The organism is Parabacteroides sp. KHUB-03 (assembly GCF_056640975.1).
On sequence record NZ_CM153257.1, the window covers coordinates 817,321 to 843,030 of the forward strand.

At 38.7% G+C, this 25,710-nt stretch carries 32 protein-coding genes and 1 pseudogene; 8 read left to right on the forward strand and 25 right to left on the reverse strand.

From position 1 onward, the window contains the following. Positions 1-8: 8 nt before the first annotated feature. Positions 9-1,667: a glycosyltransferase gene (locus tag ACYIB7_RS03470; RefSeq protein WP_103984069.1), complete on the reverse strand. Its 1,659-nt coding sequence runs from the start codon at positions 1,665-1,667 to the stop codon at positions 9-11. A 129-nt stretch (positions 1,668-1,796) separates the two neighbouring features. Between ACYIB7_RS03470 and ACYIB7_RS03475 the strand changes: the two genes are divergently transcribed. The 4 genes from ACYIB7_RS03475 to ACYIB7_RS03490 are packed head-to-tail and all read left to right on the forward strand — an operon-like array spanning position 1,797 to position 4,667. After that, positions 1,797-2,087, forward strand: a complete 291-nt coding sequence (locus tag ACYIB7_RS03475; protein WP_103984070.1) for a hypothetical protein — start codon at positions 1,797-1,799, stop codon at positions 2,085-2,087. A 2-nt stretch (positions 2,088-2,089) separates the two neighbouring features. Continuing rightward, a complete protein-coding gene (locus ACYIB7_RS03480) occupies positions 2,090-2,638 on the forward strand; it encodes a 1-acyl-sn-glycerol-3-phosphate acyltransferase (RefSeq protein WP_480338100.1) in 549 nt (182 codons plus the stop codon). An 11-nt stretch (positions 2,639-2,649) separates the two neighbouring features. Further along, positions 2,650-3,429 carry an amidohydrolase gene (locus tag ACYIB7_RS03485; RefSeq protein ID WP_480338101.1) on the forward strand — a complete coding sequence of 260 codons (780 nt, stop codon included), beginning with the start codon at positions 2,650-2,652 and terminating at the stop codon, positions 3,427-3,429. Beyond that, a complete protein-coding gene (locus ACYIB7_RS03490; protein WP_103984078.1) occupies positions 3,426-4,667 on the forward strand; it encodes an MFS transporter in 1,242 nt (413 codons plus the stop codon). Before ACYIB7_RS03485 ends, ACYIB7_RS03490 begins: the two co-directional genes overlap by 4 nt. Positions 4,668-4,673: 6 nt before the next feature. On the opposite strand, the gene ACYIB7_RS03495 is transcribed toward ACYIB7_RS03490, so the two are convergent. From ACYIB7_RS03495 to ACYIB7_RS03505, 3 genes are all read right to left on the reverse strand, one after another. Continuing rightward, positions 4,674-6,293, reverse strand: a complete 1,620-nt coding sequence (locus ACYIB7_RS03495; protein WP_103984073.1) for an RluA family pseudouridine synthase — start codon at positions 6,291-6,293, stop codon at positions 4,674-4,676. Between the two features lie 11 nt (positions 6,294-6,304). Beyond that, positions 6,305-6,616, reverse strand: coding sequence for a hypothetical protein (locus ACYIB7_RS03500; RefSeq protein WP_480338102.1), 312 nt, complete (start codon positions 6,614-6,616; stop codon positions 6,305-6,307). 67 nt (positions 6,617-6,683) lie between these two features. Then, positions 6,684-7,502, reverse strand: coding sequence for an SDR family NAD(P)-dependent oxidoreductase (locus ACYIB7_RS03505; RefSeq protein WP_480338103.1), 819 nt, complete (start codon positions 7,500-7,502; stop codon positions 6,684-6,686). Between the two features lie 132 nt (positions 7,503-7,634). Between ACYIB7_RS03505 and ACYIB7_RS03510 the strand changes: the two genes are divergently transcribed. From ACYIB7_RS03510 to ACYIB7_RS03520, 3 genes are all read left to right on the forward strand, one after another. Next, positions 7,635-7,820, forward strand: a complete 186-nt coding sequence (locus ACYIB7_RS03510) for a hypothetical protein (RefSeq protein ID WP_146059489.1) — start codon at positions 7,635-7,637, stop codon at positions 7,818-7,820. 70 nt (positions 7,821-7,890) lie between these two features. Further along, positions 7,891-9,888, forward strand: coding sequence for a hypothetical protein (locus ACYIB7_RS03515; RefSeq protein ID WP_480338104.1), 1,998 nt, complete (start codon positions 7,891-7,893; stop codon positions 9,886-9,888). 194 nt (positions 9,889-10,082) lie between these two features. Further along, complete coding sequence (locus ACYIB7_RS03520) at positions 10,083-10,523, forward strand: DUF6078 family protein (RefSeq protein ID WP_103984351.1); 441 nt, start codon at positions 10,083-10,085, stop codon at positions 10,521-10,523. A 405-nt stretch (positions 10,524-10,928) separates the two neighbouring features. Here ACYIB7_RS03520 and ACYIB7_RS03525 read toward each other — a convergent pair whose 3' ends face one another. The 20 genes and pseudogenes from ACYIB7_RS03525 to ACYIB7_RS03620 form a co-directional block, all read right to left on the reverse strand. After that, positions 10,929-11,372, reverse strand: coding sequence for a GNAT family N-acetyltransferase (locus ACYIB7_RS03525; RefSeq protein WP_103984352.1), 444 nt, complete (start codon positions 11,370-11,372; stop codon positions 10,929-10,931). 523 nt (positions 11,373-11,895) lie between these two features. Next, entirely contained in the window at positions 11,896-12,675 is a 780-nt protein-coding gene (locus ACYIB7_RS03530; protein ID WP_480338105.1) for a class I SAM-dependent methyltransferase, read from the reverse strand. Continuing rightward, a pseudogene (locus ACYIB7_RS03535) lies at positions 12,676-13,261 on the reverse strand (DNA-3-methyladenine glycosylase I). 5 nt (positions 13,262-13,266) lie between these two features. Continuing rightward, positions 13,267-13,545, reverse strand: a complete 279-nt coding sequence (locus ACYIB7_RS03540; RefSeq protein WP_480338106.1) for a zinc ribbon domain-containing protein — start codon at positions 13,543-13,545, stop codon at positions 13,267-13,269. 5 nt (positions 13,546-13,550) lie between these two features. Continuing rightward, positions 13,551-13,628 (reverse strand): hypothetical protein, encoded by a 78-nt coding sequence (locus ACYIB7_RS03545; protein WP_480338443.1) that lies wholly within the window; start codon positions 13,626-13,628, stop codon positions 13,551-13,553. After that, entirely contained in the window at positions 13,606-13,905 is a 300-nt protein-coding gene (locus tag ACYIB7_RS03550; RefSeq protein WP_480338107.1) for a DUF3788 family protein, read from the reverse strand. The genes ACYIB7_RS03545 and ACYIB7_RS03550 overlap by 23 nt, the downstream gene beginning before the upstream one ends. 56 nt (positions 13,906-13,961) lie before the next feature. Continuing rightward, the gene (locus ACYIB7_RS03555) at positions 13,962-14,405 is read right to left on the reverse strand and encodes a GNAT family N-acetyltransferase (RefSeq protein WP_480338108.1); all 444 of its coding nucleotides are present in this window, start codon (positions 14,403-14,405) and stop codon (positions 13,962-13,964) included. Further along, positions 14,380-14,913, reverse strand: coding sequence for a GNAT family N-acetyltransferase (locus ACYIB7_RS03560; protein WP_480338109.1), 534 nt, complete (start codon positions 14,911-14,913; stop codon positions 14,380-14,382). Before ACYIB7_RS03560 ends, ACYIB7_RS03555 begins: the two co-directional genes overlap by 26 nt. Before the next feature lie 4 nt (positions 14,914-14,917). Next, positions 14,918-15,520, reverse strand: a complete 603-nt coding sequence (locus tag ACYIB7_RS03565) for a type 1 glutamine amidotransferase family protein (protein ID WP_480338110.1) — start codon at positions 15,518-15,520, stop codon at positions 14,918-14,920. Next, positions 15,520-15,717 carry a hypothetical protein gene (locus tag ACYIB7_RS03570; RefSeq protein WP_480338111.1) on the reverse strand — a complete coding sequence of 66 codons (198 nt, stop codon included), beginning with the start codon at positions 15,715-15,717 and terminating at the stop codon, positions 15,520-15,522. The genes ACYIB7_RS03565 and ACYIB7_RS03570 overlap by 1 nt, the downstream gene beginning before the upstream one ends. Positions 15,718-15,783: 66 nt before the next feature. Next, the gene (locus ACYIB7_RS03575) at positions 15,784-16,290 is read right to left on the reverse strand and encodes a Fic family protein (protein ID WP_480338112.1); all 507 of its coding nucleotides are present in this window, start codon (positions 16,288-16,290) and stop codon (positions 15,784-15,786) included. Then, a complete protein-coding gene (locus tag ACYIB7_RS03580) occupies positions 16,248-16,799 on the reverse strand; it encodes a hypothetical protein (RefSeq protein WP_480338113.1) in 552 nt (183 codons plus the stop codon). The genes ACYIB7_RS03575 and ACYIB7_RS03580 overlap by 43 nt, the downstream gene beginning before the upstream one ends. 37 nt (positions 16,800-16,836) lie before the next feature. After that, a complete protein-coding gene (locus ACYIB7_RS03585; RefSeq protein WP_480338114.1) occupies positions 16,837-17,874 on the reverse strand; it encodes a TdeIII family type II restriction endonuclease in 1,038 nt (345 codons plus the stop codon). Then, the gene (locus ACYIB7_RS03590) at positions 17,871-18,659 is read right to left on the reverse strand and encodes a TdeIII family type II restriction endonuclease (RefSeq protein WP_480338115.1); all 789 of its coding nucleotides are present in this window, start codon (positions 18,657-18,659) and stop codon (positions 17,871-17,873) included. Before ACYIB7_RS03590 ends, ACYIB7_RS03585 begins: the two co-directional genes overlap by 4 nt. A 22-nt stretch (positions 18,660-18,681) precedes the next feature. After that, entirely contained in the window at positions 18,682-20,529 is a 1,848-nt protein-coding gene (locus ACYIB7_RS03595) for an AIPR family protein (RefSeq protein ID WP_480338116.1), read from the reverse strand. A gap of 1 nt (position 20,530) precedes the next feature. Beyond that, positions 20,531-22,114 carry a DNA methyltransferase gene (locus ACYIB7_RS03600; protein ID WP_480338117.1) on the reverse strand — a complete coding sequence of 528 codons (1,584 nt, stop codon included), beginning with the start codon at positions 22,112-22,114 and terminating at the stop codon, positions 20,531-20,533. Positions 22,115-22,116: 2 nt separating this feature from the next. Further along, on the reverse strand, positions 22,117-22,314 hold the full coding sequence (locus ACYIB7_RS03605; RefSeq protein ID WP_480338118.1) for a helix-turn-helix domain-containing protein: 198 nt from the start codon (positions 22,312-22,314) through the stop codon (positions 22,117-22,119). A gap of 118 nt (positions 22,315-22,432) precedes the next feature. Further along, a complete protein-coding gene (locus tag ACYIB7_RS03610; protein ID WP_480338119.1) occupies positions 22,433-23,083 on the reverse strand; it encodes a hypothetical protein in 651 nt (216 codons plus the stop codon). Positions 23,084-23,102: 19 nt separating this feature from the next. Beyond that, positions 23,103-23,327 (reverse strand): hypothetical protein, encoded by a 225-nt coding sequence (locus tag ACYIB7_RS03615; protein WP_480338120.1) that lies wholly within the window; start codon positions 23,325-23,327, stop codon positions 23,103-23,105. 263 nt (positions 23,328-23,590) lie between these two features. After that, positions 23,591-23,767, reverse strand: coding sequence for a hypothetical protein (locus tag ACYIB7_RS03620; protein WP_480338121.1), 177 nt, complete (start codon positions 23,765-23,767; stop codon positions 23,591-23,593). Between the two features lie 100 nt (positions 23,768-23,867). On the opposite strand from ACYIB7_RS03620, the gene ACYIB7_RS03625 reads away from it, so the two are divergent. Then, entirely contained in the window at positions 23,868-24,761 is an 894-nt protein-coding gene (locus ACYIB7_RS03625) for a DMT family transporter (protein ID WP_480338122.1), read from the forward strand. Between the two features lie 11 nt (positions 24,762-24,772). Here the strand turns inward: ACYIB7_RS03625 and ACYIB7_RS03630 are convergent, their stop codons facing one another. After that, complete coding sequence (locus ACYIB7_RS03630; protein ID WP_480338123.1) at positions 24,773-25,687, reverse strand: helix-turn-helix domain-containing protein; 915 nt, start codon at positions 25,685-25,687, stop codon at positions 24,773-24,775. Between the last annotated feature and the right edge of the window lie 23 nt (positions 25,688-25,710).

Sequence of the window (25,710 nt, forward strand, 5' to 3'; positions counted from 1 at the left end):
AGTTATGTTTAGTTGTTTCTTTTCTGGGCTTGCTCTAATGCTATGCCGAAAGCTGTTTTATAATAAGTAATAAATTTGCTCCATTCGGCTTTGCTGGCAATGTCAAAACAATGTTGTTTGATGGTTTCAGTTTCTTTTTTGTCTTTCTGTGCGTAAGACAATATATAATTTGCAATAGTATCGGCAACTTCGAAATAATTGAAGTCTGTACGATTAACAACGGCAACGCCTTCGTTAATATCATTTCCCGATACTGTTTTTGCAGCCCATAATCCGAAACCTGCCAGGTTTGTTGTAATTGTAGGAATGCCAAACGCTATACTTTCCAATGGGGTGTAGCCCCAAGGTTCGTAATATGAAGGGTAAACGGTGACATCCATGCCAATGAGCAAATCGTAATAAGCTTTATTGAATATACCGTCGGATCCGTCCTGATAACAAGGTACGAAGATAATTTTCATCTTGTCGGATGCCTTATTCGTAAAGCCTGCATGTGTAATATAGTTTAATACCTTATCTTCCCGCATTTGGTGTAGCCAGTGTGTAATAAAAGGTACTTGTAGAGGTGAAGTCGTTTTAATATCTTTTTCTATAACTTCTTTCAAATCTGCACGGGCATCACGAACCCATGCCGGAACCATAATGAATGCTATTGCTTCGCGTTGCAAACGACCGGATGTACGTACGCGGTTCATCGCTTCGATAAATACATCGATACCTTTGTTTCGATATTCATAACGTCCGCTGGTAGAAATTAATAAAGCATCCGAAGATATAGGGCTGCCCAAAAGTTTCTCTGCTACATTAATTAATGTGCGACGTGCGATAGCTCGTTTTTCTGTGTATACTTTTCCTTCCGGAACAAAGTTGCGTTCAAAGCCGTTGGAAGTAACAATATTCGGTGCCTTGTCTAATAATTGCTTACATTCATGGGCAGTAATATCACTAACCGTAGTAAAACAATCTACATAGTGAGCCGCTTGTTTTTCCAGTGAATGTTTGGCTTCCATATTCAACTCTCTGGCCATCTGATCTCCGTTATAACCATCCATATAGGCATACAAAGCTTTGTTATTGCCTGCAATGGAACGACCGATAGATGTGGCATGTGTTGTGAATAATGTGGCAATGGCCGGAAGTTGTTTTTGGATATAAAGTGCCCCCATTCCCAACATCCATTCATTGAATAAGGCGGCTACTTTCTTGTTTTCCAACTTATAAAAGTGATAAAAGCTTTCTATTACTTTGCCAACAGCAAGAGCGAAAATGCAAGATTCGTCGTAGTCTCCGTAAGCATGCATCGAATCAACCTTGAAATGTTCCCACATAGAAAAATAGAAAGCATCACGCTCTTTGAAAAAAGGTTTGAAGTCGACTAAGACTACAGGAGGCGTTCCAGGAACATTCCATCGGCCGACCTTGATATTTAGTTTCTCTTGGGATAATGCATGTTGTTTCCAATCGGCAAACAAGACTGTATCTTCGATAAAGTCAGGAGTTTTTGTGTCTGTCCATACATCCGGGCCAATGAAAACTATTTTGTCATTAAAGATTTGTTGTAATGTATGCGCTTTCGTTGAAAGGACAGTGTAAATTCCTCCTACTTTATTACAAACTTCCCAGCTACTTTCAAACAGGTACTCTGGCGTCGTTATGTTATTGCTCATATATGATATTGTTTATAATCAGTAATTTCACGCTTGCAAAGATAGTCTATTTTATGTTTTTTCTTCACTATTCAAAGGTATTTAATAACAATATTCCTAACTTTGTGGAAGTTTAAATACAAATGAAGTATGGCTAAAAGAAGAATTTTAAAGAAAGACATCAGCTATGTGGCTGGTGATTTATTTACAGAAGCACTAGTATGCAAGTTGTATATTCCCGGCGTAAATCAAGAAAAAGCCGATGTTGTGATGGCTCGAATCTTGGATATGCAAGATGAATATGTACGTCGTGCCAATCGTCCTGATGCGAAGGAAAATAAGGCATTAGTAAAAGAATATTATCGCAAGCTCAGAGCTGACTTGCAGTCGGAGGTAAATGCCATTGCTACCGAAATTGGCTCTCTGAGCAAAGAAAAGTAAGCATGAAGAAAGAAATTTGTAAAGCAATACTCCGGTTAGCAGGATGGAAACTTGGCCCGGTTGATGGTGTTGAATTGCCGAAATGCATAATATGTGTTGCGCCTCATACCAGCAACTGGGATTTTATCGTAGGAAAGTTATTTTATACATCAATTGGGTGTAATGCAGGCTTCCTTATAAAGAAGGAATGGTTCTTTTTTCCTTTTAACCTGTTGTTTAATTGGTTGGGTGGAGTTCCGGTTGATCGCGGAAAACGAACATCTGTTACAGAACAGATGGTGGAAATATTTAATACGCGTGATAAATTCCAGTTGGCAATTACTCCCGAAGGTACGCGCAAGCGGGCAAAAGAATGGAAAAAGGGTTTCTATTATATTGCTTTCAAAGCAAATGTGCCGATAGTGATGGCTTACTTTGATTATGGAAAGAAAGAAGTCGGAACAAAAGGTGTATTTTATCCTACGGGAGATGTTGATAAGGATATACACGAAATACGTATGCATTATCGTGGAATTACGGCTTGTCATCCGGAGAATTTTGTTGAAATTTAATGTGTAATAATATGGCCGACAATTTGCGTATCAGTATGGTTCAGTCTCATATAATATGGGAAGACCGGAATGAAAATTTGGAATATTATGGAGAGTTGCTCCGCCGTGTAAGCGGTAAAACGGATATAGCCGTTCTGCCGGAAACATTTACTACCGGCTTTTCTATGGAAGTAGAGAAGCTGGCAGATACAATGGATGGCGAAACAATACGTTCTGTAAAAAAATGGTCTCATAAGTATGGTATAGCTATTGTCGGCAGTTTTATAGTAAAGGAAAACGGTAAATATTATAATCGTGCATTCTTTATTACGCCTGATGGCGAAGAATATTACTATGACAAGCGTCATTTATTCCGCATGGCCGGTGAAGATAAACATTTTTCTGCCGGTGATGAGCGTGTAATTGTTCGTTACAAAGATTGGAATATTCGTTTGCTGGTATGCTATGACCTCCGTTTTCCGGTTTGGAGCCGGAACGTAAATAATGAATATGATCTCCTTATTTATGTGGCGAACTGGCCTGAGCCGCGCAAGAAAGTATGGAAAGTGCTGCTTCAGGCACGTGCCATAGAGAATATGTGTTATGTATGTGGCGTGAATCGTGTGGGTGTAGATGGAAAAGGATTCTCTTACCGTGGAGATTCGATGGTGTTTGATCCCAGGGGTAAAAAGATGGCCGATGCCGGTAAGCGGGAAGAGATAATGCGTACATGTACGCTCCTGAAAAACGAACTAAATGACTTTCGTGCTAAATTTCCGGCATGGAAGGATGCAGACATCTTTCAGTTATGAAAAATCCCTGGAGTTGGATTCCCTCATTGTACTTTGCGGAAGGTTTACCTTATGTGGCCGTAATGACGCTCTCTGTCATTATGTACAAGCGGCTCGATATATCTAATACGGATATAGCTTTATTCACTAGTTGGCTTTACTTTCCGTGGGTTATCAAACCGTTGTGGAGTCCGTTTGTGGATTTGATCAAGACGAAGCGTTGGTGGATTTACGCCATGCAACTGTTTATCGGAGCCGGCATGGCAGGCGTTGCATTTGTCCTTCCCGGCGATTTCTTCTTCCGGGCTACGTTGGCATTCTTCTGGTTGATGGCTTTCAGTTCGGCTACACACGACATTGCCGCCGACGGCTTTTATATGCTGGGACTGACGCAGGATCAACAAGCATTCTTCATCGGCATACGTAATACCTTCTATCGGGTGGCCATGATTACCGGGCAAGGTCTGCTGGTTATGCTAGCCGGTTTTCTGGAAAAGTCTACCGGACGTATTCCTTTCTCCTGGAGCATTATCTTCTTTATTATAGCAGGTCTGTTTGTTGGACTGTCTTTATGGCATCGATCTGTATTGCCTCGCCCGGCCGAAGATGCTCCGCGTCCTCAGGTTACGCCGTCTGTCATCATGGTTGAGTTTATGAAGACATTTGCCAGTTTTTTTCGTAAGAAAGGTATTATTCCGGCAATACTCTTTATGCTTACTTATCGTTTGGGTGAATCGCAACTGGTGAAACTGGCTTCTCCCTTTTTGCTGGATAGTCGCGAGACTGGCGGATTGGCGCTGTCTACGGCACAGGTAGGTTTTGCTTATGGCACGGTTGGTGTAGTGTCTTTGTTGCTGGGAGGCATTTTGGGCGGACTGGCTATTGCACGGAAAGGATTGAAGCAGTGGCTTTGGCCTATGGCTTTGGCTATTTCATTGCCAAATCTGGTTTATTTATACATGGCGTATGCTATGCCGGATAATATATTCATTATCAACGCCTGTGTCGCTGTCGAGCAGTTTGGCTATGGTTTCGGTTTTACTGCTTATACCATGTATCTGATGTTGTTTGCCGAAGGCGAATATAAAACTTCACATTATGCCATCAGTACCGGATTTATGGCTCTAGGCATGATGTTGCCAGGTATGGCTTCCGGTTGGATTCAGGAGCAGATTGGCTACCAGTATTTCTTCGTCTGGGTAATGATTTGCTGTATTCCGGCTTTCCTGGTTCTTCCTTTCCTGAAGTTTAAACGCTGATTCTTTTTAAAAGGTTTCTTCTTTCTCCACGCAGATCGTTTCTCCTGTAACAGGATGGCGGAATGTTATGGCAACGGCGTCCAGATAAAGCCGTTCAGCTTTTTTTCCATATAATTCATCTCCGATTATAGGTGCATTCAGCCCTGATGTATGAGCTGCATGAACGCGTAATTGGTGCGTTCGTCCGGTGTACGGATAGAATGCAATTCGGGTTATGCCATCCTTATATCCTAGAACCTGATATTCCGTAACAGACCGTTTTCCGTATTTATCGCTCACCATTTGTCTGGGTCTGTCCTCCGGATCAAGGCAAAGAGGTAGGTCAATTATGCCCTGAAATAAAGAAACCTTTCCCTCTAATAAAGCGATGTAGCGTTTCCTGATTGTCCGGTTACTAAACTGGATTTGCAGATTCTGATATACTTCCATTGTTTTGGCTACTATCAATAGCCCGGAAGTAGCCATGTCGAGCCGGTGTGCCACCAAAGGGCCGGTTGCTTCCGGATATCGTTTCTGCATCTCACTGTAGACCGAGTTCAGATGCAGCTTACCCGGAACAGAAGGCATTCCGGCTGGCTTATCCACTACCGCCAACCATTCGTCTTCCCACAAGATACGGAGTTCTGTTTCCTTTGGGAGCTCTTCTGCCAATGGATTCGGATCTACCTCTAATCCCTGAAGCATGTGGTTGAGAATTGGCTCGCATTTCCCTTTGCAGGCCGGATAATAATAGCCATGCCGCCGTATTTCCGCTTTGGGCGATTGTCCCCACCAGAATTCGGCCATCGCTATGGGATGCAGTTTCTTCAGATAAGCATATTGCAAAAGACGGGGAGCGGCACATTCACCAGCACCGGCAGGAGGCAGTTGATGTTTAGCCTGCTCAAAGATTGCTAACAGGTTCTTGCTTTCACCACGTGCGTTTAGCATCCTGAATTGTTCGAAAAGTTTTTGTTGCAAAGCGGCGGAGCGTTCCTTCCGTTCAGCCTTTAGCCGGTTTATCTCTTGTTCAAATGTTTCTACATTTGCTTGCAAAGAACTGATCCGCTCTTTCCAGTGATTTTTCAACCGTTTAAACTCCGCCTTTTCATATTGGCTTTCACGTATCATAGCAGCTTGCTCTACCGCATCCGGATGATTCATACGGCATGCATCCCGCTTTTTTTTGGCATTGGTTAACTGTGCTTTTGCAACTTTTAAAGACAATTCAGCTTCCTTTGTTTGTTGCCTCAGATGTTGTTTGCATGCCTGGTATTCTTTACTTCCTGCAATTGCTTCGATTTGCTTGTTTATAGATGATATCCGGTCTTCTTCCGGTTTGAAGAATCCCTCCGGTTCCAACAAATCATAAATAGGAGGAACGAAGTAGGGATGTAGGTTCTTTCCGGCCAACGTACCCGAGAAAGCTGCCAGAAAGCCCAGTTTTCCCATATGGTTCTTTGTGATCAATACACCAAACATCTTCCCTTGTTCCAGTTCCTCTCTCCATTCTTCTTGTTTTTCCAGATAAGCTTGCACTTCTTGGGCGGCCTGTACACATAACGGATGAGGTATATAATGGAAAGGATAGGTAAACCGTTGAGGCAGGGCAGGGGACGAATCCTGTATATGAAGTAAATGAAACATGCCGCGCGGTTTTATAGTTTTTGGCATTCGGGACAATAGTAAACCGATCCTCCCATATAGGCTTCTTTCACAATGCCGTAGCCACAGAGCGGACAAGGCAAATCGTATGTGTTTTTCGACAATATCGACTTGTAGCCGCCCAGCATCTGGTATTTCTTTGGAATAGTTGTTTTGCTCTCGTTATAGCGCATATTTATACCGTCGAAAATACTTAGGAATATCTTATTGTCGAACTTGATGTCTACAAATATCCCTTTCCCTTCTGTCGAATCAATGCGTTTGCCTGCAAGTAATTTGCTGTATGCTTCGGGTAATTCTATCATATTCTGTTAGCCTGGTTTATAATGTTATTCTAATGACGTGTGTAATTCAGTTAATATGCGTACCATGCTATTCGGTGTAAATCATCTTTTTCGTCATTCCTCCGTCAATGGTGATATTTTCTCCATTGATGAAATCGTTTTCCTCCTGACTTAGGAATAGGCACATACGTGCAATATCTTCTGGTTTTCCGACCCGTTTGGAAGGATGTTGGGCATGATCGGCAGGTAGAAGCTGATCGTAGTCACGTGTTTGTATCCAACCCGGGGCAATGGAATTGACAGTGATGTGCAGATCTGCCAGTGACATAGCTAATGCGTGAGTAAGCGAATAGATACCGCCTTTGGAGGCCGCATATCCTTCGCAGCCCGGTTCACTCATCAGGTAACGGGTGGAGCTTATATTGATAATCCGTCCAAACCGATTCGGGATTTCTTGCGATTGCCTGTGCAGGGCAAGCTGCCGGGAGGTGATAAATGCCGGGCGGAGATTGACGGATAGAATCCGGTCAAAATCCTCTACACTGGTTTCCGTAATAGGAGAAAACTGGCTGATACCTGCGTTGTTAATAATGATATCGATATCTCCCCAGTCAGCAAATAGGTGTTGCATACACTTTTCTAAAACATCTTTGTCGTTTATATCTACGTGATAAAAATCCGTTCCTGTTTGAAGAGCAGTCTCTTTTCCTGTTATCTCGTTCTGGTCGCAAAAAGCAACCCGATGGCCTGCGCTGCGAAACATTTTTACTATGGCTTTACCTATACCTTCGGCTCCTCCGGTAATAAAAACCCTTCTGGTTTTATGGAAAATGTTTACTCTTTTCGTACCGGATGTTTTCCGTGTCTGATAAGCTTCTAGTTTTTTTTCGAGGTAGTTGTCTGCCATATTCTGTTTATTTAAGTAGCAAATGTAGTTATATCTGTATTAAGTTTATATAAGTCGTATAATTACGTGTAAAGATAATAAATATAAATATTATGTATAACTTCGTATGTGAATATGGTAAATATTGAATTTATGAAAATACAGAGGAACAAGGTCAGGAAAAGTATCTCAATAGAAGATTACATCAAAGCCTCCAAAAAAGGAAATCGCATGGCCGAACAAGAACTGCTTGGCCCGGGTTTTCATTCATCCGACCGTGTGCACCAGTCCAAGAAACTTTATTCCCGCAAACAGAAGCATAGGGGAGAAGAAGGATAACTGCTTTTTAAGAGGAAGTAATAAGGTATTGTTTATTTGCTGTTTATCGGATATACATAATCGTAAGGAAATGGAAAAACTTAATTTGCTATTTGATAATACTTTGAAAAATATTAGGGAGCAAAAAGGCTTTAATCCTTTTAGTCCTTCTTTTTCTAAAGAGAATATAAAGAAGATACGTGAAGATATTGTATTTGTTGCAAATTCGGAAACTAATATGAATGAAGAAAAGAAGTCTGGAATAATTCAGATACTTCATTTATGTGATACAACATTCCTTATGAGTGATTTCAGTAAAAAGGGATATGCACATTTAGATAGTCTTATAGCCAAAAGTAATTTTTCACAAAAAGAATTGCTTTATTTTTCGTTTGCGGCTTTGAACCGCGATTATCAACTTGTGCAGAAAGAGCTTTCGGATAGAGCCAAACCTGACAAGGAAAGGGATAAAGGTGGAAAGGTATTTTCATTTATAAATGAGGCCGATTTTAAAATAAAGTCTCCGGATCAATCAATTGGAGAAATAAGTGCCTCAGGACTTGTCGAAGCAGGTGTCGACTCTTTGAATACACTTGTGAAATATTTGCTGTATAAAGATGTAAATGATTTTATAGTTGATCCGATTGAAGGGAACCTGGATAGCGTTGATACTATCATGGACTTATGCCAAAGCTGCAATATTATAAATATGATGAAATATAATTATGAAAATGCAGTTTGGAATGAAGGCTTTTTTGTATTAAATGAAAAGGTGCTGAAAATTGATTTTTTCTCTCATCATGAACTTAAATTAAAAGCAGCAGGCCTTCGGATAATGTATCAGAGGGTTTTTAGCCAGTATTCGATCCTTATGTCTTCTTCTTTCAAATATCCGTATCAGGCAAAAAAGCGGATAAAGAATTGTTATGTAGAGAATGGTTATTTAAAATATAAACTTTCTGATGGACAGGATAAAGAAGAAATATCTCATGGCATGAATATGCAGGCATCCCTGAACGCATACTACGAATTTCTTAAAAAAGTCCCGTTTTCGGCATACGGTAACCTGGATATAGATAAAGTGTTTTTTATGTTTAACCTGGTATCATATTTGTTTACCGTTGCTTCTAAGCTTCAGATACCGGAAACTGCAATAATGGAAAAAGAAAGATTTTATTCTTATCCGTTTAGAATTGCGAAAAGAGATTTAATAGAATATCTGAAAATACGTGCAGGTTTTAGTTCTGGAGAAATACATTCTTTTTTATCTCTTTTAGAATATGACGGGACAGGGTATCTTAATTTATGGAATACTCCGTTTCTTTGTCAGGGAGCGGATTATCTGTTTACTTTATTGCCGTTGACTTTTCCAATGACTTATAACCTGATTGACTATTGGCTGGAAAAAGGAGGGATATCATTGAAAGACCGCGGTAAACATTTGGAGCAGTATATTATAAAAAAACTGATAAGCGGAAGACCCAAACAGACGTTTCCTTATATAGTAATAGAACAGAAGAAATTTCGTATTGACGGGGGGGAATCCGAAGAGATCGACTTATTAATTAGTATGGATTCGACCCTGATTGTAGCAGAAGTGAAATGCATACGATATCCGATGGAAGTCAGAGATTACCATAATGCACTTAAACGGTTGAAAGAAGGATGTTCCCAGGCTCAAAGGAAAAAGGAATATATTAAAAATAATCATGAACATTTCTGCAATCTAATTGGAGATTATAAGGATAAAACCATATTGGGAGTTGTTATTACCAATTATCCTCTATTCTCTGGTTTTCTGCGTTTGGGTATCCCTATTGTAGATGCTCATTCATTTGAATCTTACTTTACCGGAGGCTCTATTCTTTGTAGAAGTGCTTTCCAAGAAGGAGATAAACATGTAAATCAGGTTGAGGGAGCACAACCGTTATATATGACTAATGAAGAGTTTAATAAAAATATAAACCATTATTTAATGCACCCTCCTGTAGTAGAAATGGTTATGGATAATACAAGTATAAATATGAAAAAATGTATACCTTCTGATTCTGATTTCGGTGTGTTTTCTGTAACAGCTAGTATAGAATAACCTTTAAAACTGTTCACAAATTGATTTAATAAAGGTATAGTTTTATATGTTGATTGCGTTACAAATAGTTTACATGGTTAAAAATATATTATATTTATATCATATATCTGCCATTTTAGCCTTGTTTTTTGTTTTTATTTGTTTTGGGAGAGGATATGTGTTATATTGGGGTAATATTGAAAACAAATACAGATATGATAGAAAAAATGGATTATGCTATGATTCCGAATGGTTTTGCACATTGTTTTAACGGAGATTGCAAGAATGCGGATCACTGTTTGAGGCATCAGATCGTCCGTTTTATACCCGATGAGCTTTGGTCGGTGTCAGTTGTGAATCCTGCACGTACCAGTTTTGATGGCGAATGTGAAGCTTTCATGGTGGATACTCCTTTGAAAAATGCTGTTGGCATGGATCACCTGTTCGACCGGATTCCTTGTTATGAGGCGAAGTGTATCAAGCAAAGCTTGTTGACTATGTATGGGAAGAATAAGTTTTATCAGTTTAAGCGTAAAGAAAGAGCCTTTTCACCCGAAGATCAACACTATATCCGTCAGGTTTTTCTTAGTTATGGAGTAGAGGAAGAACCTGTATTCGATTCTTGGCAGACAGGCTATCAATGGGTAAAGGGATAGGGGAGGATAAAAGTTTCGAAAGGAAGAAACAAAAGTTTTCCTAGGACAAAACTTTTGTTTTGTGCAGGGAAAACAAATGGGTGCCGGTTATTAACTTTCTCAGATAACGTACAAAGTGAATATAACTAAGCGGATAGACTTTCTGTCGGCGAGGTGTTGTACAACGGGCAATGGGAATGGAGGAAATTGTCGTTTTTATTGCTTTTTGCCGGAATCTTACCGAAAGGCGAACTAAAGGAATATAACGGTTGGATATTGTTAGAAGCCAATTGGCAGAGAAGTAGGGTGACTTCGCCAAAATTGTTTCATAATCGGAAAGAAAATGATGTGTAGCACGTACCTATGCTTCCCAAAAAGTAGTCAATGCGTCGATAAGTGCATCTGTTCTATCAGGATTTATGATAATCATAGTTCTTGTTTCAAATATATCATATCTTTCAGTAATATACCATCTTCAATCATCTGATGGTCGTAATTGTCGGTGAAAAAGTTCTTGATGCGGTGCGAGTATTCAAAACCGCAACTTTTGTAGAAACCAACTGTACTTGGCACATCACCTGTACCAACTATCATTCGCCTGTACTTGTCTGAATAGTAGGAGAGTAAATGTTTAATAAACCTTTTGCCATATCCCTGTCGTTGTGATTCGGGAGTTACGGCAATGTTTTTGAGTTCACAAACACCACCGCCTTCATCCGTGACAACACAAACAGCCTTTACACCATTATCATCAAGCACAAACATGTCTCCACATTCTAAGTAACGGTCAATCATAGATTCCTGTTCATCAGCAAGCAACAGCAAGTCTAAGTATCGTTTTTTATTTTCTGTTAGCTGGATTATTTTCATTTTAATATATTATAATAGCTTGATTGGAAGGCTGTTGTTATTATTCGTATGCAAATGGTTTGTGAGATCAAAGATCGTTATTTCTCAATTCGGTGAAATCTCATTGATGCAAGCATATTTACACTATTGAGTGTTAGCGTTTTGCTCTTTTAAACGGTACAAACCTCATTTTTACAATTACATTGAAAGTAGGCACAAATGCAATGTGCTGGTTTTCAATTGTTTCAATATACGTGTTGTACCACGTCTTTTCAGCCCGTTTGCGGAAATTGCCAATCAATTTTAGATGGTTGATTTGGTGGGGATTACCGCATTGGGGTTACAAATGGTTTACAGAGGCAAAGATATGAAAAATGAAGCGAATGGTTCAAAGAAAGTGCAGAACTTTTGTACAAGCATACTGCATATTTGATTATTTGTAGTGCTTTTGTACAGTAATGAAAGAACCGCAAAGTGAATTCCGTTAAAGAGTTTACTCCATTTTACTTATTTAAAATCTGAATTGTATTCCTCTGCTATTGCATCACTTGTCATTATCTCCCAAACAGTTTAATGACAAAACGTATATCTGTTTTTCCGATTTATCATCGAACGGTTCTTCTTCAAAACCTCCAAACTTGTGAACAATATTAAACCCGGCTTGCTCCAGATAAGAATCCAATTCTTGAGGGAAAAACAATCGCATATCCAGCTTTTGGGTTGAATGAAACTCTCCGTTTATAAAATAGTGCCACTCAATACGATTGATTTGGGTTGCACTCTCGTAACGCATGGTTTGTTTTATCAAAACTTCTCGACCATCGTCCGTTGTATATTCGGCAATCACGGCTTGGCCTTTTTCGTTCTCGACAATATACTGAATGTTGGGATTAAAGCAATCCAACAGAAATAGACCTCCTTCTTTGAGATGGTTCCTAACACATACTAACACCTTAAACAAATCTTCGTTACGGTATAAATGGTGGATTGAGTTAAACGGAATAAAGATAAAGTCGAACTTCTCTTGCAAGTCCAGTGCTCTAATATCCGCTTCAATGAAATTAATCTCTAATCCTGCTTCGGTAGTTTTCGACTTCGCCTGCTCAAGCATTGACGGAGTGTAATCTACGCCACAAATATTATATCCCTCCTGTGCAATTGGAATAGTGAGCCTACCCGTACCACAGCAGAGTTCAAGTATTCGAGCCTCTTTGTTGGTTGGGAACCACTTTTTATAGAATTGTAAATCTGAGAGAAAGGTATTCAATCCATCGTAAATATTTGCGTCGTATATCAGTTCGCCAACCTTATAATCTGTATTCATTTACTTGTTTTTATTACAAATACAATCCACTAAGTGGTCATTAATAAATCCTGCCGCCTGCAAATGGGCGTAACAAATAGTCGAGCCGAAGAATTTGAAGCCACGCTTTTTCATATCCTTACTCATCGCATCCGATTCGGCAGAGGTTGCCGGAATTTCACTCAGTGACTTAACCGTATTAATAATAGGCTTTTTGTCTGGAAAGAACGAGAGCGTGTAGTCGTAAAAACTGCCGAACTCCTTTTGCAGGGTGAGAAACAGTCTTGCTTTGGTGATTGCCGATTTGATTTTCAAACGGTTTTTCACAATACCGTCGAACTGCATCAATCGTTCAACATCTTCATCACCCATTTGCGCCACACGCTCCACATCAAAATCACAATACGCTTTGCGGTAACCCTCTCTTTTTCTTAGGATAGTGATCCAACTCAGTCCTGCTTAGGCACTTTCTAAGACAAGAAACTCAAAGAGCGTTTTGTTGTCCGTTACCAATCGTCCCCACTCTTCCCCACTCTTCGTCGTGGTATTTCACATATAGTTCGTCGGTTCCACACCAACCACAGCGTCCGTTTACTATGTTTTCCATTTCAGTTATTTTACCCAACGTTTTAACGTCGGGAAGTGCTTACGCATTTGAGCAATCGCCTCTTCTTTTGAGAGTTTGGTATTGGAAGCTCCGTTAAACTCATCGAGGTACTTTATGCAATGGTCAATCATCTCATCCATGGTGCAATCTTGTACGAACGCCCCATCTTCGTCTTTGATTTTCACCATTGCAACTGGACGAGGATAACCATTTTCGTCAATAGACGCTACTGTGATAACTTGTGCTGCTGCAACCATTTGTGCTGCTTTTTCTTTGATATCCATATCTGTTATTTTTTACTAATTTTATATCTAATCATAACATCAATATCCTTCAACGGCTCGCTATCCTTGATAGAAATAATCATAGGAATAAGTTTGCCGATAGTTTTTTGCATAATGAACTCGCTTTTGATTGTTTCGGATATTGGTAGTGCGACAATCTCTTCGATATCCTTTTCGGTAAAGTAGAATGACGTTTTGAAACAATCTGCCCAAACAGAGAACCCAAAAGGCGTTCTTTTTCTTATACATCATTTTGCAGAGCCAACTTTTGCCGTCATTGTAATAGTGCCATTCAGGAGTTAGTCCATGCTTCGAAACTATCTCTAAAAGAGATGTGTAGTTGATAAAATTATCTCCCATTGCGTTTTACAGAACCGCTTCCACAGGTACAATTTTGGGGTCGTTAAGAATTGGTTTCATATTTCTCGTTTTAAATATACCATATCTTTCAACAATACACCATCTTCAAACATCTGATGGTCGTAATTGTCGGTGAAGAAGTTTTCGATGCGATGCGAGTGTTCAAAACCGCAACTTTTGTAAAAGCCAATCGAACTTGGCACATCCCCTGTTCCGACCATCATCTGATTGTACTTGCCTGAATAATGGGTGAGCAAGTGTTTTATAAGCCTTTTGCCGTATCCTTGTCGTTGTGATTTGGGAGTCACTGCAATATTTTTGAGTTCGCAAACACCGTCGCCTTCATCCGTGACAACACAAATAGCCTTAACTCCATTATCATCAAGCACAAACCGTTCGCCACGCTCCAAGTAACGGTCAATCATAGACTCCTGTTCGTCGGCAAGTAGCAGCAGGTCTAAATGCTGCTTCTTATTATCTGTTAGCCGAATAATATTCATTTTTTAAAAGACTATAAATCTCAATATCCACAAAATTACCATCCGCAAACAGCTCTCCGGCTCGCTCCACTCCCTCAAATTGAAATTCAAGCCGTTTGGGAATATTGCTGTTGGGAGTATTTCCAATCGCACATTTTATTTGCACATGGTTCATTCCAAGGGCTTCGAAAGCCTGTCTGCACAAGTATTCTACTGCACGAGTCATAATGCCTCGCCCGTGATACTCCTCGGAAATCCAATAACCGATCTCTGTTTTACAATTTGCTTTATCGGTAGCTTTAAATCCAATAAGCCCGATAAACTGCTCTCCTTTACGGATTGTAAACGTTTTATCCTTGGCATTTAAAGCAGAGTTTACAAACGCCTGTGTTACAGCAACGGATGTTGTGCTCTCAACAAATGGCACCCAACGTCCCAAATACGCACGCTGAGCATCTATCGTATCGTATATATCTTTCGCATCATCAGCCTGCAACACTCTAAGTGATATGTCTTCAAATAGTTTCATCTTATTATGCAGGATCTTCCCAAACTCCTGTTTTGTTCATACGATAACTTCTCTCTATTTTATTGGGAGAATCTGCCTCCAAAGCGTAGAGTATCTCACGACTAAATTCAAGAGCCGAAAATCCATTGGCGGTAACAATGTTGCCACTTCTAACGACCGGCTCATTCATATAGAGGCTTTCGCCTGTATAGTTTGTCCCTGCAAATTGCTTGAGGTAATCTACGCCATTGCTTGTATGGTTTACCTCATTGAGGAATTCGTGCATCCCAAGAAAAACCGAAGCATTGCAGATTCCTGCAACCAGTTTGTTGTTTTTGATGGCATCTTTCACTAATGGAACAATAAGTGCTGCTTCGGGAGTGAACCAACTCATACCGCCGATTAACACGATTTCTGCATAATCAGCAGGAATGTCATTGATTCCATAATTTGGCAATACGTTGAATCCACCCATAGACACAACTGGATCTTTGGTGATAGATACAGTTTTAACGACATATTTGCTTTCACTGCCGGGTTCAACACCGATATTAAGACTTGGGGCAATATAAGCACCTTCCCAATCAGCAAAGTCTTTTAATAACACTAGCAGAATATCTTTTTTCATTATTTCTTATGTTGTTGATATTTATGGAAATTGTACTTCTTTCTCACCTCGTCCAGCTTGTCAGGTGAAAGAGACTTGATATATCCCTTCCAGCCCGGACAAAAGTTAATATGCCAACGCCAGAAACGACCGAAGAAAGAATTAGGTGACTTATCGTATTTTGCCCTCATAGGGCAGTTGTCGCAATTATGTGCCATAATTTATCTTTTAATTATTTCAACTGCTTACAGATTTTTGTTATTTGTTTTTTTGTTGCGTCACGGTTACTCTATTACATCCCAATACCCCGACTTATTAGAGCCGATACGTTTAATTAGCCCTTTCTCTTTTAATGTTGCCATGATGCGCTCACCCTGTCGCAAGGATACAGAAAGCGATTCGGCAACCTCTTTTGCTGTTATCCGATTATTAATTCGAGTAAGTTCTAATGTGCGCTGTTCGTTTATACCGACATTTATACCGACATCACCTCTCGGCTCTAAACCATCATCCTCTATTGAAGCCTGATAATTAAGAATTGTCTGCTCCAAGTTACGGATATGCTCATCAAACATAAAGTTGCGAAACAACTCAATATCATCATTCGCACGAGTCGCAATAAGAGCTTCAATGTATTCAGCCTTACGGTCTTTGTTGACATTTGTCGGGATTATCCCAAATTCAAATTGCAACAGATTCATCAGCAAACGAGACATTCTACCGTTGCCGTCAGCCCAAGGGTGAATAGTTACCAAATGAAAATGTGCATCGAAGCTCTCAGTTTGTAGCATTCAATAATATCTGCCTTTGAAAGAGTTTTTCGTTTCAGGTTTATACTTTCGCAAAGTTCTGCTAACTTAGTAGGTACTTTTGAGTAATTCATATAAGAACGTCCTCCGGTGCCTGCCGTAACATTTAGTAAACGTAGATATCCATTTGTTGACGAAAATTCTCCTAAAGCAGTTTGATAGATTGTTCCTGTATTCTTCAAAACCACTGAGGATAGCTTCTTAAGCATCTCAACGGTAATATCACTATGGCTCTTTGCAAAAGCAATAGATTGCTCGTATACCGCTGTCAGGTCTAAGTTCATCAGTTGCTCAGTCATTGAACGACCTTTTGCACTGATACCTTCGTCAAACAGAAGTTGGTTTTCAATCTCAGTAACAGTAGAACCTTCAATAGCTGTGGAATGGGTAATAAGTGAGTACAGATAGAATTTATCGTAATCTATCTGTTTGTCAATACCCAGATACTTAAACTGAGCCAATAAGGATAATATTTTCTGTTCTCTGGTCATAAATTTAAGTACATGAAAACTATCTATATCTTAACTATTAGATGTGAGAAAGCAAATCAATCACCCTATCAATCTTATATTTGCCTGTTGCATCAAAAAGATTACTATTAAGTAATTTTTGAAGTGAAATATCAGTTTTTGATTTTAAAACCAAGGCATCAATATTAGATACGATAGACATTTCATCAAACAGATTCCAGTCACGTAAAATCTCTAAATATCTTGTAGTATTTCTATTATTAATCTCATTTATGTAGTTGAACTTCTCTATAAAGTCAGTAGTTGCTATATTATTAATAATATCAAGTAACATTTGCATAGTTCCTTCCACTCCTGAGAGTTTATCCCATAGCTCCCCTGCGATCAACATTTCATCTAATGCAAAGCTCTTACGTAAATTAATCACCGTGTCAGAAAAATGCTCCTTATCATACTTGATACCACTACCTGTTGGGTCAAAAGGAAATCCTATGTAAAATATTATGCTTTTATCTGGATTTAAGCGTTTTAAAGCAGCTTTTCCTTCTAATATTTTTCTCTTTTCACCCCTCATTTCACCTGAATTAGGCTTGACGGATTTTAACTCTATTGCGATTATCTCGTTTTCTGTTTCATAATAAACATCTGCAGAGAAACCTGTAGCTTCTACCTCTTTTCCTATACTTAAAGCGTATATTTTTTGTTCTTCCTCTTCAATGTTAGGTTCACGAACATTATTATAGAGTTCTGATATTATATTCGCGACTTCAGCAGACTGGCTTTCTGTTATTTTGAGCAGGCCTAATTTTTTTGAAGTATACTCTCTCTTGTCTCCATCAGACAATATATGAGCTGTTTTCTCAAAAAAAGTTTGACCTAAAGTTGTACTAAGACCATGCAGCCAACTACTCATAGTTATAAAATAAGGGATATCAGGTACTTTATCTTGAAATTTATCAGTGAAAGCATTTAGAAATGCCATGTGAAAGGGTGCGTTTCTGTTTCCTGTTGCATCCTCTGGGAAATTCTCAAATCTTGAATATAATACGTTAATTACGATGTGAGATATTCGTTCTATTTTTCGTTCAGATATCATTGTCTATTTATATTAAATCGATTAAAATATTCATCTATTTCTGATCTTAATTCTATTCCAACTCGTTCAAAGCAGCCTAATAGCTCGTTGTATGCACCTTCTCCACCAAGAAAATCCCAAAATTCTGCGGCAACTTTGAGTTCATTGTCTAAATCTATCATTCCTCTCATTGTCCATCTATTATATGGTCCAGGTTCATATGGGTTGTAAGGAATCGCTATCATTGTACAAACATTTGCTTGTGGATTTCCAGCAAGAGTTACTGCCCCCCATTCAAGTAGTGTCCTTTTAAACTCTTTAAAACTTCCGGCATTCGGTTTTGCGGTCTTGATATCTATTAGATATATAGTGCCATCATCACCAACAAGTTTAACGTCAACTTTGGTTGGTTTCACTCGTTTCATTTCCCCTGATTGACACACCGCACGAATAGCCTCTATCTCTTCTGGTTTGCATGGAGAAGTTGATGCTGTTATTAAATTATCCATGATATCTTGAATAATAAGCTGTGCATCTGAAGATATTTCGAGTCCAGCTGTTTGTTGAGATGATGCTGATGCAAAACGTCCTGATGCTAATGCCACAGCAACAGGCTCGAAGATACTTGTTCCAAAATTCGTGTTTAACGAATGTATAAAAGCATATAGAGCTAATCTGTCACTGCCCAACAGTCTTGTATGAAAAGGCATTGATGCCGGTTCTGGGTTGTAGTTCTGAAACTTATGTCTAAGGCTATTCCTTAGGACTACTTCGATGTTTTGTATTTGATTAATTGTTAGTCCCATCTTATATTATTTCGTTAATTGTTTACGTAAACGTTTGATCAAAATTTTCAAAAACCGGAGATGTTCTTATTCTTTTTAATCTTTCAACAGCTTTATATAGTATTTTTTCTTCAACTTTTGTCCTTATATTTGTAAGAGCCGAGTAGTCTGATTCAACTACGGAAATAATGTAGTCGATCAGTAATTTATATCCGTTATTTGCTTTGAATATAGCATATATGTTAGAAATAATATCTTGTATCGCTTTTTCTCTTAATTCTATATCTTCTTGTTCTTCATTCTCAACATCATACTTCAGATAATCTTCTAAAAGTCGATAATTCACATTTTTAGATATTAGTCTGTATGACAAATAATTAAAGTGGTATTTTAATCTATTATATTGTGGGTACTTGTCATCAATATAATCTTCTGTTAATTTATAGAAGGCAGTGATAAGCATGTATAATCTAATAAATCTCTCGTCGAATACACGATCTATATACCTTAATGTTGTTTTGTCGAAATATCCCGACACCCTGTCCGGGATCAACATTATGGTAGCAAAGACCGCCCTCAATAAATCATCTATTTGAATAATGTAATCCGCATCACCCGCAATAAGTTCTCCCTTTTGACGCTTATAAGTAAACTTTTTATTGTCAAAATTCACAGAATCAAATAACTCTTGTAGTTCTTTCTGCATAGTGCTGATTGACACAAGATCTTTTGCTTCTATCCCATTTTGAGTATTTGTTCTCACTGTAATATTTTCATACTCTTCATCTTGTACAACTATAATTCTTACAGGTATTTTAATCTTTAGTTCATCGAAATTATCTCTGTTATGAACATTGTAAATGCTGTTTGTTGTTTGGCATCCATTAACAATATTTACAGGAGAAACAAGGTAGTTTTTTGAATTTTCATCCTTAATCTCTTTAGTTGTAATAGTCAATCCATTATTATAGTAATGAAAACGCTCAGGTTCTTCAATTAAAGTCGATTCTATTTTTTTATTAATTTCGTTTTGACCAAGATATAATCTGATATTATTCTTAAAAACATCAGGGTATAGACTTCTCATTCCTTCAGTGGTTTTGGGTGCTACAGCATCTAAAAGTTCTTTAGCTGTGATATAACCTATTAAATATCTTGATTTTTCGGCTTGAATAACTTCATATTTATTGATCAATAATTTATATTCATTGGATGTAATTTTTTCATAAATCTCATTTAGAAAATCGGATCCTCTAAATATTATTCTTACATTAGATAATTTAAAATATTCATACAACTCTTTCTTTTTTTGATCAATATCTGTCTTCCAATCTTTTTCTAATGACTCAATATCTGTAGTATTTTTATTTGTATAAAAAAATACCGAAACCTTATGTTCCAAAGAGCCTAATGTTTCATCTTCAGAGTTAGTTATTTCATCAATAAAATCTTGTATTTTAATTAATATCCCCTGTGATGTATCAAAGCTTTGCCCTTTCCATATACGCAGAGGAACATCTATTAAATTCAGAAACTGAGCCCATGTTATGCTGTTAGTCAGCTTTGATTGAATGAAATTAAATGTAATGCTTTTTGCATGTACTTTAATGTATTCAATTACGTCTACAAGATCATCATTGAGCGTAAATAATTTTTCATTATTATTTATTATGAAGAAAGCATCAATACCTAATGAAGAACCCACATTTACGTCTTTCCCAATTTTTGTGTTGGAATTATAAGATTGGCTATTCTCGTACCAAATGTGCATAGAATTAACGAACCATTCAAAATGAGTAGAAATATCTTTTTTTCGATCTCTTTTGTCAAATGTATTTGCAATAAATCTATCTATATTTCTTTCGATTAACAGTTTTTTGGGTTGTGGCATGTTATTTTCGTTTTAGGTGGAATATTATTTCTGCATATGCTCCTTTGTCTTTCTCTGTTCGATTTAGAACAGGACGTTTGTATTGATTCACTATTTGCATTCCTGCTCTTTCTGCAATGGCAGGATATAAGCCATATTTATCATTCGATACAAGGAAAATATCGTAATCATCAACAAGATACTTTTTGCTATTAGTTAAGACTTCTGAAATGCCTATGACATAACTGTCTTTGGCAGCCTTTCCCTGTCCTTTATACAACGGGCCAATCTCTTTGTCATCATTACGCTTAAATCCAAACAAATCATACGAATATGCATGCTGTTCATGATAATCAATTAATCCAACGTATGGGGGACTTGAAAATATTCCTCTTATTTTATTCTTGCTAACAGTTTCAAATAACGACGGTTTATTCTCCTTAAGAGCATTTAATATGTTAACATTACGGCTGTCTCCGGTAATACAATATTGATTTGTTTGTGTTTTAATTGTTGAAAAATAGACAAGTCGTTCAACGGTATCTTTGCTATATGTGTTCCACCATTTTAGTATTGAAAATAGCGGTTTGCAGATTTTACCATGCTTTCCACAATAATATGTAGTCGTTACCGGGTCTTTCAGTGTTGCCAAATCAGCATGTGTTGTTGCTCGGCAAGATCGCATTGTTCTACTTAAAATTACGCATAAGGCTCTCTTTACACCTTTGTTCTCAACTTTCTTTATTTCGTCAAAAACAAAATCAATCTCTTCTCGAATATGTTCGGTATACCACTTTTCTAAAAAACTATTTGAGGTAGGTTGAAGTAACTTAATGTTATATTTTTGTACGAGGCGTCCATATATCGGCAAAAATTCTATCGCTTTCTCCTGACCATACTTTTCACCATTTAACTCTTTAAGCTGAACTCTTCTTTTAAAATCAGGCACAGGGAACCATGTGTTATTGAATACATTAAGCTCGGCTAAAAGCTCTTGTTCAAATTCCACAGTATGACTAGTTCTAATGTATTCATTAAGCAATGAAGATATACGCTTTACTTCTTGCTTAAGCATAACTATGTCACATTCTGAAACTTTGACATTTGAAATGAGAGCATTAAAAGCAGATACATCCACGCCAATAGCATTTAGTCCTAGTTCATTTGCCTGAACCAAAGTAGTCCCACTTCCACAAAAAGGATCTAAGACAACATCTCCTTTGCGGAAATAGGTTTCAGTTTTAAAATTATCAGTATGTGAATCCAAAAAATACTCTACCAATTGAGGTATAAACTTTCCTTTGTAGGGATGTAAACGGTGAACGTGCTTAGTTGTCTCAGCTTCTTTTAGATTATCAAAAGATAGAGCCCAATTTAGATCATCTCCAAGTTTTTCTTTCCAGTCTATTTCTCTCTTACTATTGAATGAGTTGTAGTAATCTGTAAGTTCTTGTTTGGAAATCATAGTGGCTCCATTTTCTCCGACCTTGCCTATCTTGCCATAGTTAATAAGATAGCTAATATTTGCAGTAGTTACATTCTTGCCCAAATATTGAGTTGCCCATTCACTAGCTTCTTTTATGCTGAATAAATCTTGATTGTTCATATCTATTTTTTCTCTGTATTATCAATTAATTCCTTTACGTCCACACCAAGTATTTTGGCAATTTCGAAAAGTTGCTCCAAGCTGGGTTGGCGGCGATTGCAGACATAGGCATTGGTTTGACTGAAACTTTTGCCGATCTTCTCCGCTAGCCACGTTTGCTTGATTCCTTTCTCTTCAAGGACTTCTTTTATTCGGTTCATAATAAATACGTTTTGTTATTTACGTCTGTCATTTCACAAAGATATGAAAATTCACGCTATATAAAAGCGAAAAGATGGAGAATGACAAAAATCTCCATCTTTTCAACTGATTGATACTCTATTTCTTCTGCTTTATACTTTCGGCTTCTTTGCGGAGTTGTTCGGCTTGTGCCTCTTTGAGGCGGGCTTGTTCGAGGTCACGGGCTCGCTGCTCAACACGTTGTTCGTGCTCTTCGACCATCTGGCGGATGGAACGTTGTTTCTGTTTGTCGGGCTCATACTCGAAGATGGTTTCAAGTTTCAGCAGATTTTCAGAGGTGATTTCTCCAAATGCTTTGATGTAGCGAAACTTAATGTCATTATTGCTCAAACGGCTATTTGCTGAGAACTGATAGATGTTGTAGCATGCTGAGCTGAGCAGTGCCCCAGCGAGCGAGACCAGTGTAATGACCACCTTTGAGGATTTAAGCTCTATGGTGTGCAGATGCTTTTGAACAGGTTGGGGTTTATCCTGCTGTTTCTGGAGCTTCTGTCCAAGTTCATCCAATTGCTCTTGGTGCTTTTTGAACCCCTTTTTGATAAGCTCTTTTGTATGAGATACATGGTTCTCTAACTCTGACAGATTCACTTGTTGTGGTATAATTGGTAGCATAGGTTGGTCAGATTTGGCATTAGCCAGAGATTCAACCAATTTCGAAAGGTTGCTAAACTGTTCTGAGATTAACTTCTTCAAGTCCTCGAACATGGAGATGATAATTTTTATATCCATAATTTTTTGTTTTAAGTTGTTATCTTTTTATTCCTTTTCTCTTTTTCTTTCGTTGCATCTGGCGACGGAAAGCCTCTTCTTCCGGATCGTAGGCTGGGCAGGGAGTGAGTAATCCATCAAATAATCCACCGATGCTGCTTGACAAACTATTGGTATCAGGAGAGGTGAATTCCTGTTGAATTTTCTGGGGCGGTGGCTGGATGATTACTTCTTGCTTCTGATCAGCATGGGCATTCCGCTGCAATGCAAAATCAATCTTTGAGAAACTGAACTGCTGGTCTACTTTTGAGCCGTTGAAGTGATAGCCGTTTTTGCTGAACTTGATACCTTGCGGTTCATTGGTTCCACTCTTGAACCGAAATGTAATTTGTAATTATCTGATTTGCAATTACTGAATGTCGTTTACTTTCTGATTTGATACCGCAAAGTTCCCATTACGTGCTACTGTTAAGATTGTTTTTAGAGGTGTTGCAGGCTATTCTATAGTATAGATGGCAAAAGTAATATCTACAAATTACCTAAATAAGCCATCGTTTTGATGCTATAACCGCTTAATAATTTTGTAGGATTACAGCCTACCACTGTATTGTCCTCTACTTCTTTGGAGATAACTGCTCCGGCAGCACTGCGTTTTCTCCAACCGTTACATCGGGCAGAATGATTGCCTTTGAACCAATCCGTCATCCTATAAAGGTATAAATATAGAATAAATAGTTATGGGATAAGATTTTATTTATCGAATAAGGCTTATCTTTGCAACTAAATTCCTATTGTGAAATTATAAGTGGACAAAAAAGAATACAAAGGACATATTGCCATACTCTCAACCCAAATCATTTGTGGGTTGAATGTTCCTTTTGGCAAATCACTCCTTGCAGAATGGATGACACCAATAGGACTTTCTTCTTCCCGTATCCTGTTCGCTACCTTAATATTCTGGCTCATCAGTATGTTTTATAAGACCGAAAAGGTTGATCCAAAAGATTTAATTGTTATCGCATTGGGAGGCATCTTCGGCATAGCAGCTACATATTTGTCCTTTGCATGGGGGCTGAACTATACGACTCCCGTTCATTTTTCCCTTATAGTGGCACTCAATCCCATTGTTGCCATGCTGCTCTCTGTGTTGTTTCTTAAAGAATCAGTCAATATACAGAAGATGACAGGTGTCATATTAGGTATTGCCGGCGCATGGGTGTTGATTTCACAAACAGACGTTACCACATCCGGTAAGAACAACCTGTTAGGAATCCTCTTCGCCATAGCCAATACAGTTATGCTTGGCTTTTATTTGATTATCATTCGAAAAGTAGCAGCCAAATACTCTCCGATTACCCTACAAAAATGGATGTTTCTGTTCGCTGCCCTATTCGTTCTTCCATTTAGTCTTGGTGAGTTTCCATTACAACAGATTTATTCTTCCGCTTGCACCTTACAGCCGATTCTACAATTAGGCTTCGTATTACTGATGGCAACAGTTTTCAACAACTTGATGTTCCCTATAGCATTGAAGCGAATACAACCCACCATTGCCAGCATTTATATCAATCTGCAACCAATCATAGCGTCCGTTGTGGCTATATTGATAGGACAAGACATCTTCACTTGGGATGAGCCTGTATCTGCCTTACTTGTCATATCTGGAGTATTGTTCGTCAGTCACTCACGAAACAAATGACATACAGACCGTCAGTTTGCCGTCTGTCTGACGACTCCGTTGCGGTATTCATTAGGTGTGCATCCCTCCATCTTCTTGAACCAACGGGTGAAGTGCTGCGGATAAGCGAAGCCCATCTCGTCTGAAATCTGACTGATGCTCTTGTCTGTACCTAAAATCCGTTCTTTAGCTATATCCATGACTTTTTGCTGGATATGCTTGATTGCGGACATACCCGTTTCCTTCTTCACCAAATCACTGAAATAGTTGGTGGAGAGGCAGAGCTTGTCAGCGCAATATTGCACGGTGGGGATACCTTCTGTGAGGGGTGAGGCGGATTTGTAATAATTGGTAAGCAGAGATTCGAAGCGTGCCAGCAGGTCGCTGTTCATGTTCTCGCGCGTGATGAACTGGCGGTCGTAGAAGCGGATGCACTGGTCAAGCAGCAACTTCACATTGTCGATGATGAGCGAGCGGCTGTGCTTGTCAATAGGGTAACTGAGTTCTTCTTGCAAGCGGACGATGCTATCAGTGAAAGCCTTCCGTTCGTGTTCAGACAGGTGGAGGGCTTCATTGGCATTATACGAGAAATAGGAGTAATCCTTTATCAACCTTGTAAGAGATGTACCACGCAGCAGTTCGGGATGAAATACCAATGCCCATCCTGCCGGTTGGTGCAGTTTGCCGTCATCGTCAGCTCCCATTACTTGTCCGGGCGAGGCGAACAGTACTGTCCCTTTCTCATAGTCGTAAATGCTCCGCCCGTAACACATCTTGCCGCAGTCGGTGTCTTTCAGCAACACGGCGTACACATTATAAAGTCGCTTGCCATGCTTTATCGGTGGCATCTTATCACAGTTCACCACACTTACCAATGGGTGCAACGCTTCAATGCCGAAAAGATCGCAGTATTGCTGCACAGTGTCTATTCTTGTTATTCCTTCCATACGCTTGTTCTTTATTATTTGAT

What these genes read in the sequence shown, in the direction of transcription:
- ACYIB7_RS03470 (WP_103984069.1), bottom strand. Translation starts at nt 1,667, where the DNA reads ATGAGCAATAACATAACGACGCCAGAGTACCTGTTTGAAAGTAGCTGG.
- ACYIB7_RS03475 (WP_103984070.1), top strand. Translation starts at nt 1,797, where the DNA reads ATGGCTAAAAGAAGAATTTTAAAGAAAGACATCAGCTATGTGGCTGGT.
- ACYIB7_RS03480 (WP_480338100.1), top strand. Translation starts at nt 2,090, where the DNA reads ATGAAGAAAGAAATTTGTAAAGCAATACTCCGGTTAGCAGGATGGAAA.
- ACYIB7_RS03485 (WP_480338101.1), top strand. Translation starts at nt 2,650, where the DNA reads ATGGCCGACAATTTGCGTATCAGTATGGTTCAGTCTCATATAATATGG.
- ACYIB7_RS03490 (WP_103984078.1), top strand. Translation starts at nt 3,426, where the DNA reads ATGAAAAATCCCTGGAGTTGGATTCCCTCATTGTACTTTGCGGAAGGT.
- ACYIB7_RS03495 (WP_103984073.1), bottom strand. Translation starts at nt 6,293, where the DNA reads ATGTTTCATTTACTTCATATACAGGATTCGTCCCCTGCCCTGCCTCAA.
- ACYIB7_RS03500 (WP_480338102.1), bottom strand. Translation starts at nt 6,616, where the DNA reads ATGATAGAATTACCCGAAGCATACAGCAAATTACTTGCAGGCAAACGC.
- ACYIB7_RS03505 (WP_480338103.1), bottom strand. Translation starts at nt 7,502, where the DNA reads ATGGCAGACAACTACCTCGAAAAAAAACTAGAAGCTTATCAGACACGG.
- ACYIB7_RS03510 (WP_146059489.1), top strand. Translation starts at nt 7,635, where the DNA reads ATGAAAATACAGAGGAACAAGGTCAGGAAAAGTATCTCAATAGAAGAT.
- ACYIB7_RS03515 (WP_480338104.1), top strand. Translation starts at nt 7,891, where the DNA reads ATGGAAAAACTTAATTTGCTATTTGATAATACTTTGAAAAATATTAGG.
- ACYIB7_RS03520 (WP_103984351.1), top strand. Translation starts at nt 10,083, where the DNA reads ATGATAGAAAAAATGGATTATGCTATGATTCCGAATGGTTTTGCACAT.
- ACYIB7_RS03525 (WP_103984352.1), bottom strand. Translation starts at nt 11,372, where the DNA reads ATGAAAATAATCCAGCTAACAGAAAATAAAAAACGATACTTAGACTTG.
- ACYIB7_RS03530 (WP_480338105.1), bottom strand. Translation starts at nt 12,675, where the DNA reads ATGAATACAGATTATAAGGTTGGCGAACTGATATACGACGCAAATATT.
- ACYIB7_RS03540 (WP_480338106.1), bottom strand. Translation starts at nt 13,545, where the DNA reads ATGGATATCAAAGAAAAAGCAGCACAAATGGTTGCAGCAGCACAAGTT.
- ACYIB7_RS03545 (WP_480338443.1), bottom strand. Translation starts at nt 13,628, where the DNA reads ATGATTATTTCTATCAAGGATAGCGAGCCGTTGAAGGATATTGATGTT.
- ACYIB7_RS03550 (WP_480338107.1), bottom strand. Translation starts at nt 13,905, where the DNA reads ATGGGAGATAATTTTATCAACTACACATCTCTTTTAGAGATAGTTTCG.
- ACYIB7_RS03555 (WP_480338108.1), bottom strand. Translation starts at nt 14,405, where the DNA reads ATGAATATTATTCGGCTAACAGATAATAAGAAGCAGCATTTAGACCTG.
- ACYIB7_RS03560 (WP_480338109.1), bottom strand. Translation starts at nt 14,913, where the DNA reads ATGAAACTATTTGAAGACATATCACTTAGAGTGTTGCAGGCTGATGAT.
- ACYIB7_RS03565 (WP_480338110.1), bottom strand. Translation starts at nt 15,520, where the DNA reads ATGAAAAAAGATATTCTGCTAGTGTTATTAAAAGACTTTGCTGATTGG.
- ACYIB7_RS03570 (WP_480338111.1), bottom strand. Translation starts at nt 15,717, where the DNA reads ATGGCACATAATTGCGACAACTGCCCTATGAGGGCAAAATACGATAAG.
- ACYIB7_RS03575 (WP_480338112.1), bottom strand. Translation starts at nt 16,290, where the DNA reads ATGCTACAAACTGAGAGCTTCGATGCACATTTTCATTTGGTAACTATT.
- ACYIB7_RS03580 (WP_480338113.1), bottom strand. Translation starts at nt 16,799, where the DNA reads ATGACCAGAGAACAGAAAATATTATCCTTATTGGCTCAGTTTAAGTAT.
- ACYIB7_RS03585 (WP_480338114.1), bottom strand. Translation starts at nt 17,874, where the DNA reads ATGATATCTGAACGAAAAATAGAACGAATATCTCACATCGTAATTAAC.
- ACYIB7_RS03590 (WP_480338115.1), bottom strand. Translation starts at nt 18,659, where the DNA reads ATGGGACTAACAATTAATCAAATACAAAACATCGAAGTAGTCCTAAGG.
- ACYIB7_RS03595 (WP_480338116.1), bottom strand. Translation starts at nt 20,529, where the DNA reads ATGCCACAACCCAAAAAACTGTTAATCGAAAGAAATATAGATAGATTT.
- ACYIB7_RS03600 (WP_480338117.1), bottom strand. Translation starts at nt 22,114, where the DNA reads ATGAACAATCAAGATTTATTCAGCATAAAAGAAGCTAGTGAATGGGCA.
- ACYIB7_RS03605 (WP_480338118.1), bottom strand. Translation starts at nt 22,314, where the DNA reads ATGAACCGAATAAAAGAAGTCCTTGAAGAGAAAGGAATCAAGCAAACG.
- ACYIB7_RS03610 (WP_480338119.1), bottom strand. Translation starts at nt 23,083, where the DNA reads ATGGATATAAAAATTATCATCTCCATGTTCGAGGACTTGAAGAAGTTA.
- ACYIB7_RS03620 (WP_480338121.1), bottom strand. Translation starts at nt 23,767, where the DNA reads ATGACGGATTGGTTCAAAGGCAATCATTCTGCCCGATGTAACGGTTGG.
- ACYIB7_RS03630 (WP_480338123.1), bottom strand. Translation starts at nt 25,687, where the DNA reads ATGGAAGGAATAACAAGAATAGACACTGTGCAGCAATACTGCGATCTT.